Genomic DNA, 14,605 nt, shown 5'->3' on the forward strand with positions numbered 1-14,605 from the left:
CCATCCCAAAACAAATCGATCGCAATGAGAACCCTGATACTGTTGCTCGTCTTTCTCACACTCCCCTGCAGGATCCTGGCAGCGGACGTGACGGGTACCTGGAAATCTGAATTCGATTCTCAGATCGGGCATCAGAAATACACGTTCACGCTCAAGCAGGAGGGCGCCGCGCTGACGGGCAAAGCCAGCTCCGAAGTCGATGACCGCAAGCGCGAAGCGGAACTCAGGGACGGCAAGGTCGATGGCGGCAATGTCTCCTTCGTGGAGCCGCTTTCGATCCAGGAAAACGAGATTCGCATTGTCTACACAGGGAAACTTTCGGCCGACGGGAATGAAATCAAGTTCACGCGTGAAGTGGGAGATTTCGGCAAGACCGAGATTGTTGCAAAGCGAGAGGCTGCTGGCGGCGCTGCAGCTACCGCTCCGAAGGCGATCCGCATCAAGGCGGGTGCCATCTCACCGGTCACGGATGCGGATGGAAATGTTTGGCTTGCTGATCAGGGTTTCCAAGGGGGCGAGATCACGGAGCGCCCGGACGTTCCCATCGCTGGCTCAAAGAGCCCGGCGCTCTATCGCTCGGAACATTACAGCATGGAATCCTTCTCGTGGCCTGTGCCAAACGGGAAGTATGTTGTGAAGCTTCATTTCGCCGAAACCTTCGAAGGAATCAACGGCCCGGGTGAACGCATCTTCTCCTTCAACGTCCAGGGGAAAGAGTTCAAGAATTTTGACGTCATGGCCGTGGCTGGCGCCCATTCCAAGGCTTACGTCGAGACCGTGCCGGTCGAAGTCACTGACGGCAAAATTACGATTACATTTACGCCGCAGGTTGAAAACCCCCAGATCTGCGCGATCGAGATCATCCCGCAGGATGGCCAGGTGATCCCTGCGGCGACTTCCTCCTCCACCGCAGCGCAACCGGCGACGCAAACGGCCTCGACCTCGGCTCCGACGCCAGCTGCCACATCGACTGCAACCTCCACGTCCACAGGCCCAATCGTTCTGAATATCGATGCCAGCAAGGTCACAGGCAAGGTCAGCCCGATGCTTTACGGCTTGATGACTGAAGAAATTAATTTTGCGTACGAAGGGGGGCTTTACGCGGAGCTGATTCGAAATCGCTCGTTCAAGGCCGATGCCATCGTGCCGCGTGTGAGTCCAACCAATTACGTTGCGGGAGAGTATCTTCCAGTCACGTTTGCGGCCAATACAAAGCCGAGATTCTGGACCGAGGTTGGCGGTGCCTCGATGGTGCTGGATACGAACACACCGTTGAACGAATTCTTGAACGTCAGCCTCAAGCTCGACGCTTCGACGGCATCGCCAACTTCTCCCGCAGGTGTGGCGAACGGCGGCTTCTGGGGGATTCCTGTGAAGCCCAGCACCACATATCGCGTGACGTTCTTTGCCAGGGCAGTTGATGGCTTCAAAGGGCCAGTAACGGTGAGCCTCGCCAGTGCGGATGGCCAGACGACGTTCGCGAGTGCGAAAGTCTCGGGGTTGACCGGCAAGTGGAAGAAGTTCGAAACAACGCTCAAGACCAGGCGCGTCGCGGAGTCGAAAGACAATGTCTTCAAGCTCACAACGAGCACGCCGGGAACGTTGTGGCTGCAAAACGTCTCGCTCTTCCCGCCCACCTACAAGAATCGCGAGAACGGATTTCGTCCTGATCTCATGCAGTTGATGGCCGACATGAAGCCGAAGTTCCTGCGTTTTCCCGGCGGGAATTATCTTGAAGGCAATGCCTTCAATCAACGGTTCATCTGGAAGGAAACCATCGGGCCGGTGGAGCGGCGCCCGGGTCATCCGAGTCCCTGGGGATATTGGTCGACCGACGGGATGGGATTGCTCGAGTTTGCGGAATGGTGCGAAGACATCGATGTGGAGCCGATCCTTGGCGTGTTTGCGGGGTATTGCCTTGGCCGTGGCGGGGTCATCCCGACTGGTCCTGCGCTCGAACCTTATGTGCAGGAGGCGCTCGAGGAAATTGAGTATCTCATCGGCGACTCCAAAAGCACCAGGTGGGGCGCGCAGCGCGCGAAGGACGGCCATCCCAAGCCGTTCAAGCTTACTTACGTTGAGGTGGGCAATGAGGATTTCTTTGATCGCAGCGGCAGCTACGACGGCCGCTTTGCGCAGTTTTACGACGCCATCAAAAAGAAATATCCACACCTGCAGGTGATTTCTTCCGTCGGCTATGAGCAACCAAGGAACCTGTGGGTCAAGAGCCGCACGCCAGACTTGGTGGACGAACACTTTTACCGCAACATGGAAGAAATGATGGCCCAGTCGTTCCGCTACGACACGTATTCGCGAACGAATCCGACGAAGATCTTCGTCGGGGAATGGGCGACGCGGGTGGGTTCACCAACCCCGAACATGGCTGGCGCGCTGGGCGATGGCGCATGGATGACCTGCATGGAGCGCAATTCCGACATCGTTCTGCTCTCGTGTTACGCGCCACTGTTCGTGAATGTGAGCCAGTTGACGGGGAACGGACGTTCGATGCAGTGGAGCTCCGACCTGATCGGTTACGATGCGTTGAACAGCTATGGTTCGCCTGCGTATCACGTTCAAAAGATGTTCAGCACGCTGCATGGAAACGAGATTCTCGCGGCCGATTCGGAGAACATCCCCATGCGCACTTGGGAACGGCGGGGTCGCGGCGGTGCGTCCGGGACGTCGGAGCAGTTGCGGGAAGTCTTCTTCAACGCCACACGGGCTGCGAAGAGCAAAGTGATTTATCTTAAAATCGTGAACACCGCTGGAGCGCCTCGTCAGATCAACGTTCAAATCAAAGGTACGAAGACGATCAGTTCCAAGGGTGAAGCGGTGGTGCTGTCAGCCAGCAAAATCGACGACACCAACAGCATCACTGAGCCAGACAAAATCGTGCCCCGAACCGAAACGTTCGATGGGTTGAGCGCCAACTTCAGCCGCGAGTTCCCGGCGTATTCCGTTACAGTGCTGAAACTGAAGTCCAGGTAACCGCCAGTTGGGCGCGTTTCTAGCGGCGATAAATATCACGGCCATGCAAGTCGGAAACTTGCCGGATACACAAGTTTGGAAACCTGCGTTGCGACAATTTTGAACATGAAAACGGCAATCCTAATTACATTCCTCGTGACCGGCCTGACAGCTTTTGGCCAAACCAATGACGTTATCCTGGAGGACTTCAAGCCGTCGGTGTTGAACCAGCCAGGGCAACTTTACCCGCAGGTCAATTCCCAGCGCTATGCGCGGTTTCGCGTCGTGGCACCCGGCGCCCAAAGCGTCCGGGCGAGCCTTGGACTCGGCGGACGCGGCGGCACGACGCTCACGAAGGCGGAGGACGGTGTCTGGGTGGGGACGACTGCCGGGCCGTTGGACGAAGGGTTTCATTATTACCGCCTCACCGTTGACGGCGGTTCATTCAATGATCCTGGCGCGTTGAATTTTTACGGTTCCACGCGGTGGGAAAGCGGCATTGAAATCCCAGCGCATGACCAGGATTTTTACGCGCTTAAGGATGTGCCTCATGGCCGGATTCAAATGGTGCTCTTCCCGTCGAAGATCACCAATTCGGTGATCGCCCGGCCCGCCTACGTTTACACCCCGCCCGATTACGACAAGGACCCAAGCAAGCGCTACCCCGTCCTCTACTTGCAGCATGGCTGGGGCGAAAACGAATACGCATGGTGGAATCAAGGCCGCGCGAATCTGATCATGGATAACCTGATCGCAGAGGGTAAGTGCAAGCCGTTCATCATCGTAATGACCTACGGCTTGACCAACGAAGGACCGGGCCCCGGTGCTCGACGCGGAGCAAGGCCGGACGCCGCGGGTACGAACGCCGCGCCTGGCGGCACCAACGCGCCTGTTGCTGGAGGTCCAGGCAGGACCGCGGGGGCGAATCCGTTTGCGGCCGCAGCGGCGGTTTTCGAGAGTGTCCTTGTCGGCGAGTTGATCCCTTACATCGATGCCAGCTTCCGTACGCTCACCGATCAACCGAATCGCGCAATGGCGGGCCTTTCCATGGGCGGAATGCAAACGAAGATGATCACCCTGAAGAACCTGGACAAGTTTTCGCACATCGGCCTGTTCAGCGGCGGCGTCATCACTCCGGCAGACGTGCAAGCCGCGCCGGAATTCAAAGACAAAGTGAAGGTGGTGTTTGCGAGCTGCGGCAGCCGCGAGAATCCGCAGAACATCCGCTCGAATCACGAGGCTCTCAAGGCAGCCGGCATTAAAAATACCGCATACGTGTCGCCCGAAACGGCGCACGAGTTCCTGACCTGGCGGCGCAGCTTGCGTGAATTCGCGCCGTTGCTGTTTGCGAATTAGGCTTTTCAGCTGCAATGCAGGAAAGACCGGCGGTAAAGGCCTACGACGAATGTCGTATTACATACCCTGCGGGCTGACCTATAGTCGCGGCATCAGCATCGGAACCCACAATTCACCAACAACCCTATTATGAACCCTTCGAATCGCGGTCTGTTCTCACAGCTCAGAAATCGGCGCGGTCTGGCGATTTCCGCTGTCGTCGCCCTTGGGGCAACGTGTTCCACCTTTGGCGTGGACGTCACGGTATCCGGAATCAGCCAGGAGCGTAATCAGGACATCCTCAATTTCCTCCAGCAGAACTTTCAGGATGTGAACATTACCTTCGGAGACTACAGCAATCCCGCCAACATTCCCGCCGGCACCGACTTGTTTGTCGTCGGACGAATCGTGTCCAGCAGTGCTTATGGCAATGCCGCGAATGCCGCGATTTTTAATGGTCTCAGTATTCCAGTTGTCTCGCTCACGAGTTATGTGACTCGTCCCGATGGTGACCGCTGGAATTGGCACTCGGGTGGTGTGGCAAACGGCGGGAATGTGAGTGGCAGCGAAACCACGATCACCCTCGCGGGCCAAAACGCTTTCGGAGCGTCGGGCACGGCTGATTGGTGGACGGTCACCGATGCCGGCTCGGGCTTTAACGCTGCTGGCACGGGGACCGTTGGAACGGGCGACATCCTAGCGACGATGGGTGGGAACATTCTCGCCGCGGGCTGGGATGCCGGAGACACGTCCGCGGGCGGTGTCGTCTTCTCTTCCAGCCGCCTGTTGTTCAACCTTCCGGATTCCGATCCCAACGCCGGCAACGGAGTGGTCCCTGACACCGCGGCCGGCCGGCAGGCGTTCATCGATGCGTTTGAGACCTACACGCCGCTCGTTGCCATTCCGGAGCCATCTGCAATGGCGCTGTTTGGCATCGGAGCCGCAACCGTGGCCTTCATGGTCCGCCGTCGCCGCAGCTAGGATTTATTCCCCCGACCAACAGCCGCTGTCGCGAGGCAGCGGCTGTTTGCATTCGGGGGTCTCACGGTGAGTGCCTGCCCGTAGGATAATCGTCGTATTCCTTGTCACGAGGCAAACGGCCATTCTTCGCGCAAATGCAAGAGACATTTCCAACCCGCTGCGTGCGGCGCAATGAAACGGCTTTCTTCGGAACCCTTCGTCAACCCAGCTTCTGGTTTGCGGCCGCAATGCTGGCAATCGTCACCCCAGCATTGACGGCGCAGGAAGTCGCAAGCCCGGGCCGGAATGTGGTGGCAAATGTTGCGCTCACCAACGGTGCCCTCACGTATGACGTCCGCCTGCGCGGCAAAACGTTTCTCGAACCCTCGCCGCTTGGACTGGAAACAAGCATTGGCAGTTTTGCATCGGGCCTGGCGTTGGCCGGGTCAGAGATCAGGTCGCTGGATGAAGCCTATGAACTGCCACACGGGAAAGTCAGGCGCGTGCACTACAAGGCAAACGAGCTGACGAGTCGTTTCACGAATGCGCAGAACGATTCATTGGAAGTGATTTTCCGCGTCAGTGACCGGGACGTCGCCTTTGCGTATCGGATTTCGTCCTCGCGCAAACGACGGGTTGTGATTCAGCGCGAGCTCACCGGTTTCAAATTGCCTTCCACCGCCACCGCATTTGTCACGCCTCAGGTGCGATGGGGCGGGGGATTCGCCGCTTCCAAGCCGAGTTACGAAGAGGCGTATATGATGGAGGTGGCGGTTGGCACGAAGTCGCGGACGACGCTTGGCTTCACGTTTCCAGCGCTCTTTCGGAATGCCGACGCAGGCTGGATGCTGATTTCAGAAACGGGAGTTTCATCCGGTTACGCGGGAACGCGATTGAGTGACCCAACGTCCGACGGCCTTTATTCCGTCGCATTTCCAGATGCTGCGGAGAATGGCGGGGTGGGAGACGCGACGGTTTCCGGCGCGTTGCCGTTGCTGACTTCCTGGAAGACAATCACGGTTGGAGAAACGCTTGCCCCGATTGTTGAAACCACGGTGGCCACCGACGTCGTGAAGCCGCTGTATGAACCATCGCAGGTCTATCGGCCGGGCCGCGCCACCTGGAGCTGGCTCTTGTGGCAGGATCCAAGCATGAACGTCGCGGATCAGCAACGATTCATCAAACTCGCTGCTGACCTCGGCTAGGAGTACATGTTGATCGACGCGTTTTGGGACCAGAAGATCGGGCGCGAAAAAATGGCGGATCTGGTCCGGGAAGCCCGTGCGCAAAAAGTCGACGTGCTGCTCTGGTACAATTCCAATGGCTCGTGGAACGACGCCCCGCAAACGCCATTGCACGGCATGGACACCGCGCCCGCGCGCCATCGCGAAATGGCCTGGATGAAATCGATCGGCGTCAAGGGGATCAAGGTGGATTTCTTCGGAGGAGACAAACAGGTGACGATGAAGCTCTACGAGGACATTTTGACCGACGCCAACGTGCATGGGTTGCACGTAAATTTCCACGGCGCGACGCTGCCTCGCGGGTGGGAAAGGATGTATCCCAATCACATGACGAGCGAAGCCGTGACGGCTTCCGAGAACCTCGTCTTCAGCCAGGGCTTCGCGGATCGGGAAGCGTTCAACAGCACTGTGTTTCCGTTCGTTCGCAATCCTGTGAGTGCGATGGATTACGGCCCCCTCGTGCTGAACAAGCGATTCTCGCGGGACCAGCGCCGCGGCACGGAACGCAAGACGACGGACGCGTTCCAGCTTGCGACGGCCGTGCTGTATCAGTCGCCAGTGCAGCACTTTGGCCTGGCGCCAAACAACCTTGAGGAACAGCCTGCGCACGTGATCGATTTCTTGAAGCGCGTGCCGGTTGTCTGGGACGAGACGCGCTTCGTGGACGGGTACCCCGGCCGCTTCGCCGTTCTTGCGCGGCGGTCAGGGGAGCAATGGTATGTGGCCGCCACACACGCCGGGCGGGAGCGACGGGAGTTGACGATCTCGTTGCCGTGGCTGGAGGGAAAGACACTTTCCTTGATTCACGATCAATCGGATCGATCGGCGGGGATCAAGCAGGTGACCGTTCATCGTGACGGCGTCGTGCCGCTTGTGCTGGAGCCGGGCGGCGGCGCGGTTTTGTTCCAATGACAATCGAGGTCCTCGCATGAAACCAAACTCTGGCGCATCGAAGTACCACGTTCTCACCGCCGTTCTGTGTGTTATCGGAATGGCAACGGCATCCGGGCAGCAGGCCAATGTGAACCTTGACCATAACCCGCAGAAGAACACGGAAAACCTGGTTCCATTCAGTGCGCCGCTGAATTCTCCCGATGTGCGGGATGATCGGACGGTGACATTCCGATTGCGGGCGCCCACCGCGAAGGAGGTGCGATTGGCCGGGGTCGCAGTCCTCACCGGTATCGGAACGAATCAGCCGGTGCCGTTCACGAAGGGCGATGACGGCATCTGGACGTTAACCATCGGTCCACTGCGACCTGACATGTATGCGTATCATCTAAGTGTCGACGGCGTGCAGATGGCAGATCCGAACAACACATACGCTGCGTTCACTGCGATGCCCCCGTACAGCCAGTTGATTGTGCACGGGAGCGGGCCTGCCTACTACGATGCACGCAACGTTCCGCATGGGAACGTGACGCGCCATGTTTATCGTTCCGAAGTCACCCGGGGCGAACGGGAACTTTATGTTTACACGCCGCCCGGTTATGACCGCACCAATACGTATCCAGTGCTCTACCTGGTCGGCGGAAGCGGGGAGTTGCCGTCAAATTGGATTTACGATGGACGCGTGAATTTCATCATGGACAATTTGCTCGCGGAGAAGAAGGCGCTCCCCATGGTGATCGTCATTCCGAACAATCAGGTGGTTCATCGGAATCATCGGCAACACGCAGAACTGACCTTTAAGACGTTTGAGGCGGAACTCCGGCAGCACGTCATTCCGCTCGCGGAACGGGAGTATTCGATCCGTCGCGATCCAAAAGGCAGGGCGCTTTCGGGCCTCTCCATGGGTGGCCGTCATGCCATGTTTGTGGGATTCAACTCGCTCGATCTGTTTGCCTCGTTCGGTGTCCTCAGCGCTGGTGATATGGAAGCCGAGAAATCGCTCGCCACGTTCCTCAACGACGCGGACGCAAACCGCAAGATCGATTACCTGTTCGTGGGCGAGGGTTCACTGGAAGCGGAAGGCCGATTCGGCGCGCGCGTGGCTGCGCTGGTGAAGGCGCTGAAGTCGCACGGGATCGAGCATGAGTATTATGCCGGCGGACACGGAGGGCACGACTGGGCAACGTGGCGGCACTTGTTGTATCACCGATTTCTCCCCAACCTGTGGCGCACCGAATGACGTCGAACCACCGCAGGCTCGTGAAGCTTCCGTCACGTTCACGGACGCTGCCTGACACCACCAAGCATCGTGACTACATCGTCCACCACGCCGCAGCACGACGGGCTTAAAGTTCGCGAGTACGTCGGTTACGCGCTGGGCGACACCGCGTCGAATTTCTTTTTCCAGACGTTCAACATTTTTCTCATCTACTACTTCGTGGATGTGTGGGGAATTCCCGCAGGCGCGATTGCCACCATGATGCTCCTCACGCGGTTGTGGGACGCAATCAATGATCCCATGATGGGCCTCATTGCCGACCGCACCCAAAGCCGCTGGGGCAAGTTCCGTCCTTACCTGCTTTGGGGTGCCATTCCCTACGGAGTGTGCGGCTATCTGTTGTTTGCAGGACCTGAGCTCGATGCAAACGGCAAGCTCATCTACGCGTATGTCACCTACACCCTGATGCTCATGGCCTACACGGTGATCAATGTGCCGTATTCATCGCTGCTGGGCGTCATCAGTCCGTCATCGCGCACCCGCGGAGTGGCTTCGAGCTTTCGTTTCGTCGGCGCGTTTGCCGGAGGTTTCCTCGTGTCGCTGCTCTGCCGGCCGCTGGTGAAGCATCTGGGTGGGGGCAACGACGTGCTGGGTTTTCAATATACGATTGCGATCTTTGCCGTCGCTTCGGTGCTGATGTTCTGGATTTGTTTTGCCATGACGCGCGAGCGTGTGAGCCCGCCGCCGCACCAAAAATCTAACGTCCGTGCCGAACTCGGCGAACTCCTGCGCAATCGTGCGTGGCTGATGCTCCTGATCGCCACGATCTTTTCGACTACCTTTATTGCGCTTCGGCAAGGCAGCACGATTTTCTATTTCAAGTATGTCGCGGGCGACGACGGCTCGCCGATCCTGTTTGGAACGCTCGATCGCAGCACGGTGTTCCTCGCCACCGGGATGTTGGGCCAGATTCTCGGCACCATGACGCTTGGTTTTGTTGTGAGGCGCGTGGACAAGAAGAAGCTGGCCGCGGTGTTGAGTTGGATCACGGGCATCAGCTTTGCGACGTTCTTTGCTTTGCCGCCGGACAACTACTGGCTGCTCGTTGCTGTAAACGCAATTGGCACGTTCTGCATGGGTCCGACCTCCGCGCTCACTTGGGCGATGTATGGCGATGTCGCGGATTATGGCGAATGGAAATTCCACCGCCGCTCGACAGCCCTTGTTTATTCGGCATCCTTGTTTTCAATCATGACGGGCATCATGATCGGCGGCTTCCTCGTGCCGGTGTTCCTCGGGCAATTCGGGTTCATGAGCAACATGGAGCAAACTGCAACGGCCCTGCTTGGGATCACGCTCGCGTTCTCAGTGATGCCCGGATTGTTCGCGGCGCTGAAGGGTGTGGCTCTTTGGATTTACCCGCTCGACCAGGGGCGAGTGGATGAAATCGAACGTGACCTGGCCGCCAGGAGGGGGGCAGCTGCCGCTTGACGTTTTTGTGACGAAAACATGCGCCTATGATCATTCGCAATCCCATTCTCCGCGGCTTTAATCCTGACCCGTCGATTGTGCGCGTCGGCGAGGATTATTACATCGCGACTTCCACCTTCGAGTGGTATCCCGGCGTGCAGATTCATCATTCGCGGGACCTTGTTAACTGGAAGCTGCTCACGCGTCCCCTCAATCGATCGAGCCAGCTGAATATGCTGGGGGCTCCCGATTCCTGCGGCGTGTGGGCGCCGTGCCTCACCTTTGCCGATTACACCGACGTAAAACGCTATGGCCGCACGACGGTTGGCGGGGCAAGCGGTGCGTCGCTGCGCGACTTTCACAATTACCTCGTCACAAGTTCACGCGTGGATGGCGAGTGGTCGGATCCGGTTTGCCTGAACAGCAGCGGTTTCGACCCCTCGCTCTTTCACGATGACGATGGACGCAAGTATTTGCTGAACATGCTGTGGGATCATCGGCCCGGGAACAATCGATTCGCCGGGATTGTGCTGCAGCAATACTCCGTTGCGGAACGCAAGCTCATTGGGGAACGCGTCAATATTTTCAAAGGCACAGCCCTGGGTTTTACCGAAGCGCCGCATCTCTACAGGCGTGGCGGCTGGTATTACTTGATCACCGCAGAAGGCGGAACGGGGTGGGGGCACGCCGTAACCATGGCACGTTCGCGGAATCTCACGGGACCTTACGAGCTGCATCCTGACACTTGCATCCTGAGCGCGCGGCACCGGCCTGACGTGGCGCTGCAGCGGGCGGGCCATGCTGACCTGGTTGAGACGCCGGCGGGCGACACCTACATGGTTTACCTTTGCGGCAGGCCGCTGCGGAATCGCGGCCGATGCACGCTTGGCCGTGAGACCGCGATTCAGAAGATGGCCTGGGACGCGGATGGCTGGTTGCGGACCTTGGACGGGCAGGGGATTCCGACGACCGAAACGCCTGCACCATCGGAGTGTGAAAGCCTTCTCTCCCCAGCGCTCTCCTCCATTCCGAATGGAGGAGAGGGTGGCGGCGGGCTGGGTAAGGAGGTTTTGACTCACCGGTCTCATTCGTCCTGCCGCTATGAATTCGATTCACCGCAGCTTCCAATTGACTTTCAATGGCTGCGCACGCCATGGCCGGAGGAGTTGTTCAGCCTTGCGGCGCGACCCGGGTTTTTGCGGTTGTTCGGTCGCGAAAGCATCGGCAGCCAGTTCAAGCAATCGCTCGTCGCGCGCCGCCAGCAATCGCATTGCTTCAGCGCGAGCACCGTCATCGAGTTTGAGCCGGAACATTTCCAGCAGGGCGCGGGGCTGGTCTGTTACTACAACAGCGCCAAGTTTCATTACCTCCATCTCTCGCACGATGAAACCATCGGGAAACATTTGCGCGTGATGACCTGCACGCCCGACTCGCCGCAGGCCGATGCCTTCACGCCGCCGATTCCGATTTCATCCGGAAAACCTGTGCAACTGCGCGTGGAAGTCGATTACGAACGCCTCCGTTTTGCCTATCGCGTTGCAGGTGTGGATCAGGACTGGCACTGGCTGCCGCAACAGTTCGATGCGAGCATCCTTTCCGATGAAGCAACTGCGCCGGGCCAGCCGAATTTCACGGGTGCATTCGTCGGCGTAGCCTGCCAGGACACGGCCGGAACAGCGCGTACCGCGGATTTCGATTTCTTCGAATACCAGGAGCGGGATTACTGCGCTGAACTTCCACCCCATTAAGGATCATTCCAGATCTTACCGAGTCACCTGTTCCTTGTCGCAAGCGTCTGTGATCAACTGAACCCTTACCCAAAATGAAGCAATACATCACCTTCGGCCTGATTGCGTGCGGGCTATTTACTTGTCAGGCCTTCGCCCAAACCAACGACAGCGTCAACTTGACGGCAGCGCCAGTGGCGGCGTTGAAGGACGCCTATGCGGGCAAGTTTCTCATCGGCTGTGCGGGAGACCTCAGGGGGTTCTCGGCTGCGGAACTCGAGAACATCAAGACGCATTACAACGTCATCACTCCGGAGAATTCCATGAAGCCCCAGCCGACGCATCCTTCCGAGGACGAATACAACTTCACCACGCCGGATGCATTGGTGAAGTGGGCGGGTGAGAACGGCCTGAAGGTCTGGGGACACACGCTTGTCTGGCACGCGCAAACGGGAAGATGGTTCTTCGAGGGAGGAACCAATGGACAGCCGGTCACGCGTGAACTGGCGCTGGAACGTTTGAAGAAACACATCATGACGGTCGCCGGTCGATACAAGGGCAGGGTCATTGGGTGGGACGTTGTGAACGAATCCATCGCTGACCGGAATGCGGGGGAAACCGAGAATCTTCGGAATTCAAGCTGGTATCGCGTGGTCGGGCCGGACGTTCTGACATTCGCCTTCAAGTGGGCGCATGAGGCCGATCCAGGCGCGCAACTGTATTACAACGATTACAACATCGAGCAGGGCGCAGTATCGAACACAGGCAAACACGCCAGTTCGTTGCTGCTGCTGAAACGCCTCAAGGCGGAAGGCGCTCCCATTCATGGAGTGGGAATCCAGGGTCACTGGCATCTCAACACAAACCTGGAAGACGTCGACCAAGCCATTGAGAACTATGCCTCCCTCGGGCTTCGGGTTGCCATCACGGAACTCGACGTCACCGCGTTTGGTGAGAACAGCGGCGCATTTCCTTCCGGGGAGCAGGCGGCAACGATGTCAGCCGCCGCGCTTCAAAAGCAGGCGGACGTCTACGCCCGGCTTTTCCAAATCTTCAAGAAACATGAGAAGTCGATCGACCGAGTTACCTTCTGGGGCATCAGTGACCGCCGATCATGGCGCGCCCGTCAGCGGCCGCTGCTGTTCGATGCGCAACTGCAACCCAAACCGGCGTTTGAAGCTGTTGTCAACGTTGGCCTGGGCAAAGCCACGACACCCAAGTCCCAATAAACGCGTTAACGCAATCAGTTCGGCGATCTAAGGCTCCAGCGCGCTTTGTCGCTGGCGGGATCAAACTTAGTGAGACTTGGAGTGCTGCCGCCAACAGCAGTGAGGGCGAGCGGTTCGTCAGTGCCGGGCACCGCCTTGGGCATGATGCGGTAAGTGCCATCCGTCAATTGATCAATGCGCCACAATTGTTCGGGAGCGCCGGTAAATTTGGGTGCCGTGACAACCTCGCGCTCCGCAGTCGCAGTGAGCGAACGATCCGTTCCCGCGATGCTGATCCTGTAGCACGGCGACCCCAAATATCCCCCGGCATTGGTCACCGCAGTGATGGACCACTTCTGATGCGGCCGAAGCATGTAATCGCCCATCCTGACGTCGATGTTTCCAGCGGGCCAGTTCATCGACACCTCCCCAAGCGTCTGGAGCGGGATGGAAGTCACAGTGGCTGCGGCTGCGCTGGCACCACTCGCTGATCCCGGGGCACCCGGCGCATTCGTGCTGCCAGCGGCACTGGGACCGCCAGGACCGCCGAATCCCCCGCGGCGGCCGGGCATCCGCACGAAATCCACAGCCAGTTCGAGCGCGTAACCTTTTCGCTCCGAATGGATCTGAAAATCACCGCCCCTGAAGTTCTCACCTGCAACAGGCCAGCCGTCTTTCCAAAGCAGCGCGCGAATGTCCAGGATGCTGCGGCCACTGCGGTCCAGGTCAGCTTCGTAATGACAGGAAAATTTCTGGACGCCATCTCCAAGGTTGATCCAACCGAAGTGCCCGGGTCCGAGATAGCGCCCGTTCGCGGCGACCACGAGCTTGCCGCCGCCCTTGAGCATATCGATGCCCATGTTATCCAGAAACGGGCCCGTCACTTTCCTGGATCGGCCCACACGGATGTTATAGGTGGAGTTGGCGCCGTCGCAGCAGGTGCCATGTGTTCCCAGGAGATAATACCAGCCCTCATGATACATCAGCGCGGTGGCTTCACAGTCGATCGCGATATTCACAGCCTCATTCCCCGAAACGCGCGCTCCTGTTTTTGGATCAAGTTCGACAATGCGAATAAATCCAAAATACGTGCCGTAGGTGAGCCACAGCCGCCCGTCGTTCGGATCGAGCAGGAGTGACGGATCGATTGCGTCGCAGTCTTCAATGCCATCGCTCGATGCAACGACGATTGCTTCCGTGTATTGGAAGTCCGGCGAATTCGGATCGAGCGTTCTGTTCCACATCGTGAGGATTCGGCCGTTATGGCCGCCGCCCAAACCGCCTCCTGTCGCGCCATAGGCGATAAGATACCGATCTCCAATTTTAACGACATCAGGAGCCGCGCCGCCGCCCGGCCGAACTCCACCGCTGCGCCACGTCCAGCCATCCTCGGAAATCAATCCGCCTCTCCCTGTGCCGAACGTGTAAAACTTGCCGTCACATTCCATAATCGTGGACGGATCGTGGATGTAAGGTTCCCCGTCGAGGGCAACGGCTGAACTCGATACGCAAAGAGCGCACAGGCTGGCAACTGCGAACGCTGGAATTCGGGATTTCATGAATTCAGGGACGAAACAAAACCAA

General features: G+C 58.3%; 10 protein-coding genes. 9 read left to right on the plus strand and 1 reads right to left on the minus strand.

What is annotated here, in order from left to right:
- The first annotated feature begins 24 nt into the window (after positions 1-24).
- The 9 genes from VEH04_10395 to VEH04_10435 all read left to right on the plus strand — a co-directional run bounded on the left by VEH04_10395 (position 25) and on the right by VEH04_10435 (position 13,042).
- Entirely contained in the window at positions 25-2,988 is a 2,964-nt protein-coding gene (locus VEH04_10395; GenBank protein ID HYG23181.1) for an alpha-L-arabinofuranosidase C-terminal domain-containing protein, read from the plus strand.
- 105 nt (positions 2,989-3,093) lie between these two features.
- Positions 3,094-4,323 (plus strand): alpha/beta hydrolase-fold protein, encoded by a 1,230-nt coding sequence (locus tag VEH04_10400; GenBank protein ID HYG23182.1) that lies wholly within the window; start codon positions 3,094-3,096, stop codon positions 4,321-4,323.
- Positions 4,324-4,452: 129 nt separating this feature from the next.
- Positions 4,453-5,283 carry a PEP-CTERM sorting domain-containing protein gene (locus VEH04_10405; protein ID HYG23183.1) on the plus strand — a complete coding sequence of 277 codons (831 nt, stop codon included), beginning with the start codon at positions 4,453-4,455 and terminating at the stop codon, positions 5,281-5,283.
- 134 nt (positions 5,284-5,417) lie between these two features.
- Positions 5,418-6,467, plus strand: a complete 1,050-nt coding sequence (locus VEH04_10410; protein ID HYG23184.1) for a glycoside hydrolase family 97 N-terminal domain-containing protein — start codon at positions 5,418-5,420, stop codon at positions 6,465-6,467.
- A gap of 6 nt (positions 6,468-6,473) precedes the next feature.
- Positions 6,474-7,418 carry a glycoside hydrolase family 97 catalytic domain-containing protein gene (locus VEH04_10415; GenBank protein HYG23185.1) on the plus strand — a complete coding sequence of 315 codons (945 nt, stop codon included), beginning with the start codon at positions 6,474-6,476 and terminating at the stop codon, positions 7,416-7,418.
- 16 nt (positions 7,419-7,434) lie between these two features.
- A complete protein-coding gene (locus VEH04_10420) occupies positions 7,435-8,637 on the plus strand; it encodes an alpha/beta hydrolase-fold protein (GenBank protein HYG23186.1) in 1,203 nt (400 codons plus the stop codon).
- Positions 8,638-8,706: 69 nt separating this feature from the next.
- Positions 8,707-10,107, plus strand: coding sequence for an MFS transporter (locus VEH04_10425; GenBank protein ID HYG23187.1), 1,401 nt, complete (start codon positions 8,707-8,709; stop codon positions 10,105-10,107).
- 26 nt (positions 10,108-10,133) lie between these two features.
- The gene (locus VEH04_10430; GenBank protein ID HYG23188.1) at positions 10,134-11,834 is read left to right on the plus strand and encodes a glycoside hydrolase family 43 protein; all 1,701 of its coding nucleotides are present in this window, start codon (positions 10,134-10,136) and stop codon (positions 11,832-11,834) included.
- A 74-nt stretch (positions 11,835-11,908) separates the two neighbouring features.
- On the plus strand, positions 11,909-13,042 hold the full coding sequence (locus tag VEH04_10435; protein HYG23189.1) for an endo-1,4-beta-xylanase: 1,134 nt from the start codon (positions 11,909-11,911) through the stop codon (positions 13,040-13,042).
- Positions 13,043-13,056: 14 nt separating this feature from the next.
- Here the strand turns inward: VEH04_10435 and VEH04_10440 are convergent, their stop codons facing one another.
- Positions 13,057-14,580 carry a family 43 glycosylhydrolase gene (locus tag VEH04_10440; GenBank protein HYG23190.1) on the minus strand — a complete coding sequence of 508 codons (1,524 nt, stop codon included), beginning with the start codon at positions 14,578-14,580 and terminating at the stop codon, positions 13,057-13,059.
- Positions 14,581-14,605: the final 25 nt, after the last annotated feature.

The organism is Verrucomicrobiia bacterium (assembly GCA_035629175.1).
Lineage (GTDB): Bacteria > Verrucomicrobiota > Verrucomicrobiia > Limisphaerales > DASXHY01 > DASXHY01.

What these genes read in the sequence shown, in the direction of transcription:
- VEH04_10395 (HYG23181.1), top strand. Translation starts at nt 25, where the DNA reads ATGAGAACCCTGATACTGTTGCTCGTCTTTCTCACACTCCCCTGCAGG.
- VEH04_10400 (HYG23182.1), top strand. Translation starts at nt 3,094, where the DNA reads ATGAAAACGGCAATCCTAATTACATTCCTCGTGACCGGCCTGACAGCT.
- VEH04_10405 (HYG23183.1), top strand. Translation starts at nt 4,453, where the DNA reads ATGAACCCTTCGAATCGCGGTCTGTTCTCACAGCTCAGAAATCGGCGC.
- VEH04_10410 (HYG23184.1), top strand. Translation starts at nt 5,418, where the DNA reads ATGCAAGAGACATTTCCAACCCGCTGCGTGCGGCGCAATGAAACGGCT.
- VEH04_10415 (HYG23185.1), top strand. Translation starts at nt 6,474, where the DNA reads ATGTTGATCGACGCGTTTTGGGACCAGAAGATCGGGCGCGAAAAAATG.
- VEH04_10420 (HYG23186.1), top strand. Translation starts at nt 7,435, where the DNA reads ATGAAACCAAACTCTGGCGCATCGAAGTACCACGTTCTCACCGCCGTT.
- VEH04_10430 (HYG23188.1), top strand. Translation starts at nt 10,134, where the DNA reads ATGATCATTCGCAATCCCATTCTCCGCGGCTTTAATCCTGACCCGTCG.
- VEH04_10435 (HYG23189.1), top strand. Translation starts at nt 11,909, where the DNA reads ATGAAGCAATACATCACCTTCGGCCTGATTGCGTGCGGGCTATTTACT.
- VEH04_10440 (HYG23190.1), bottom strand. Translation starts at nt 14,580, where the DNA reads ATGAAATCCCGAATTCCAGCGTTCGCAGTTGCCAGCCTGTGCGCTCTT.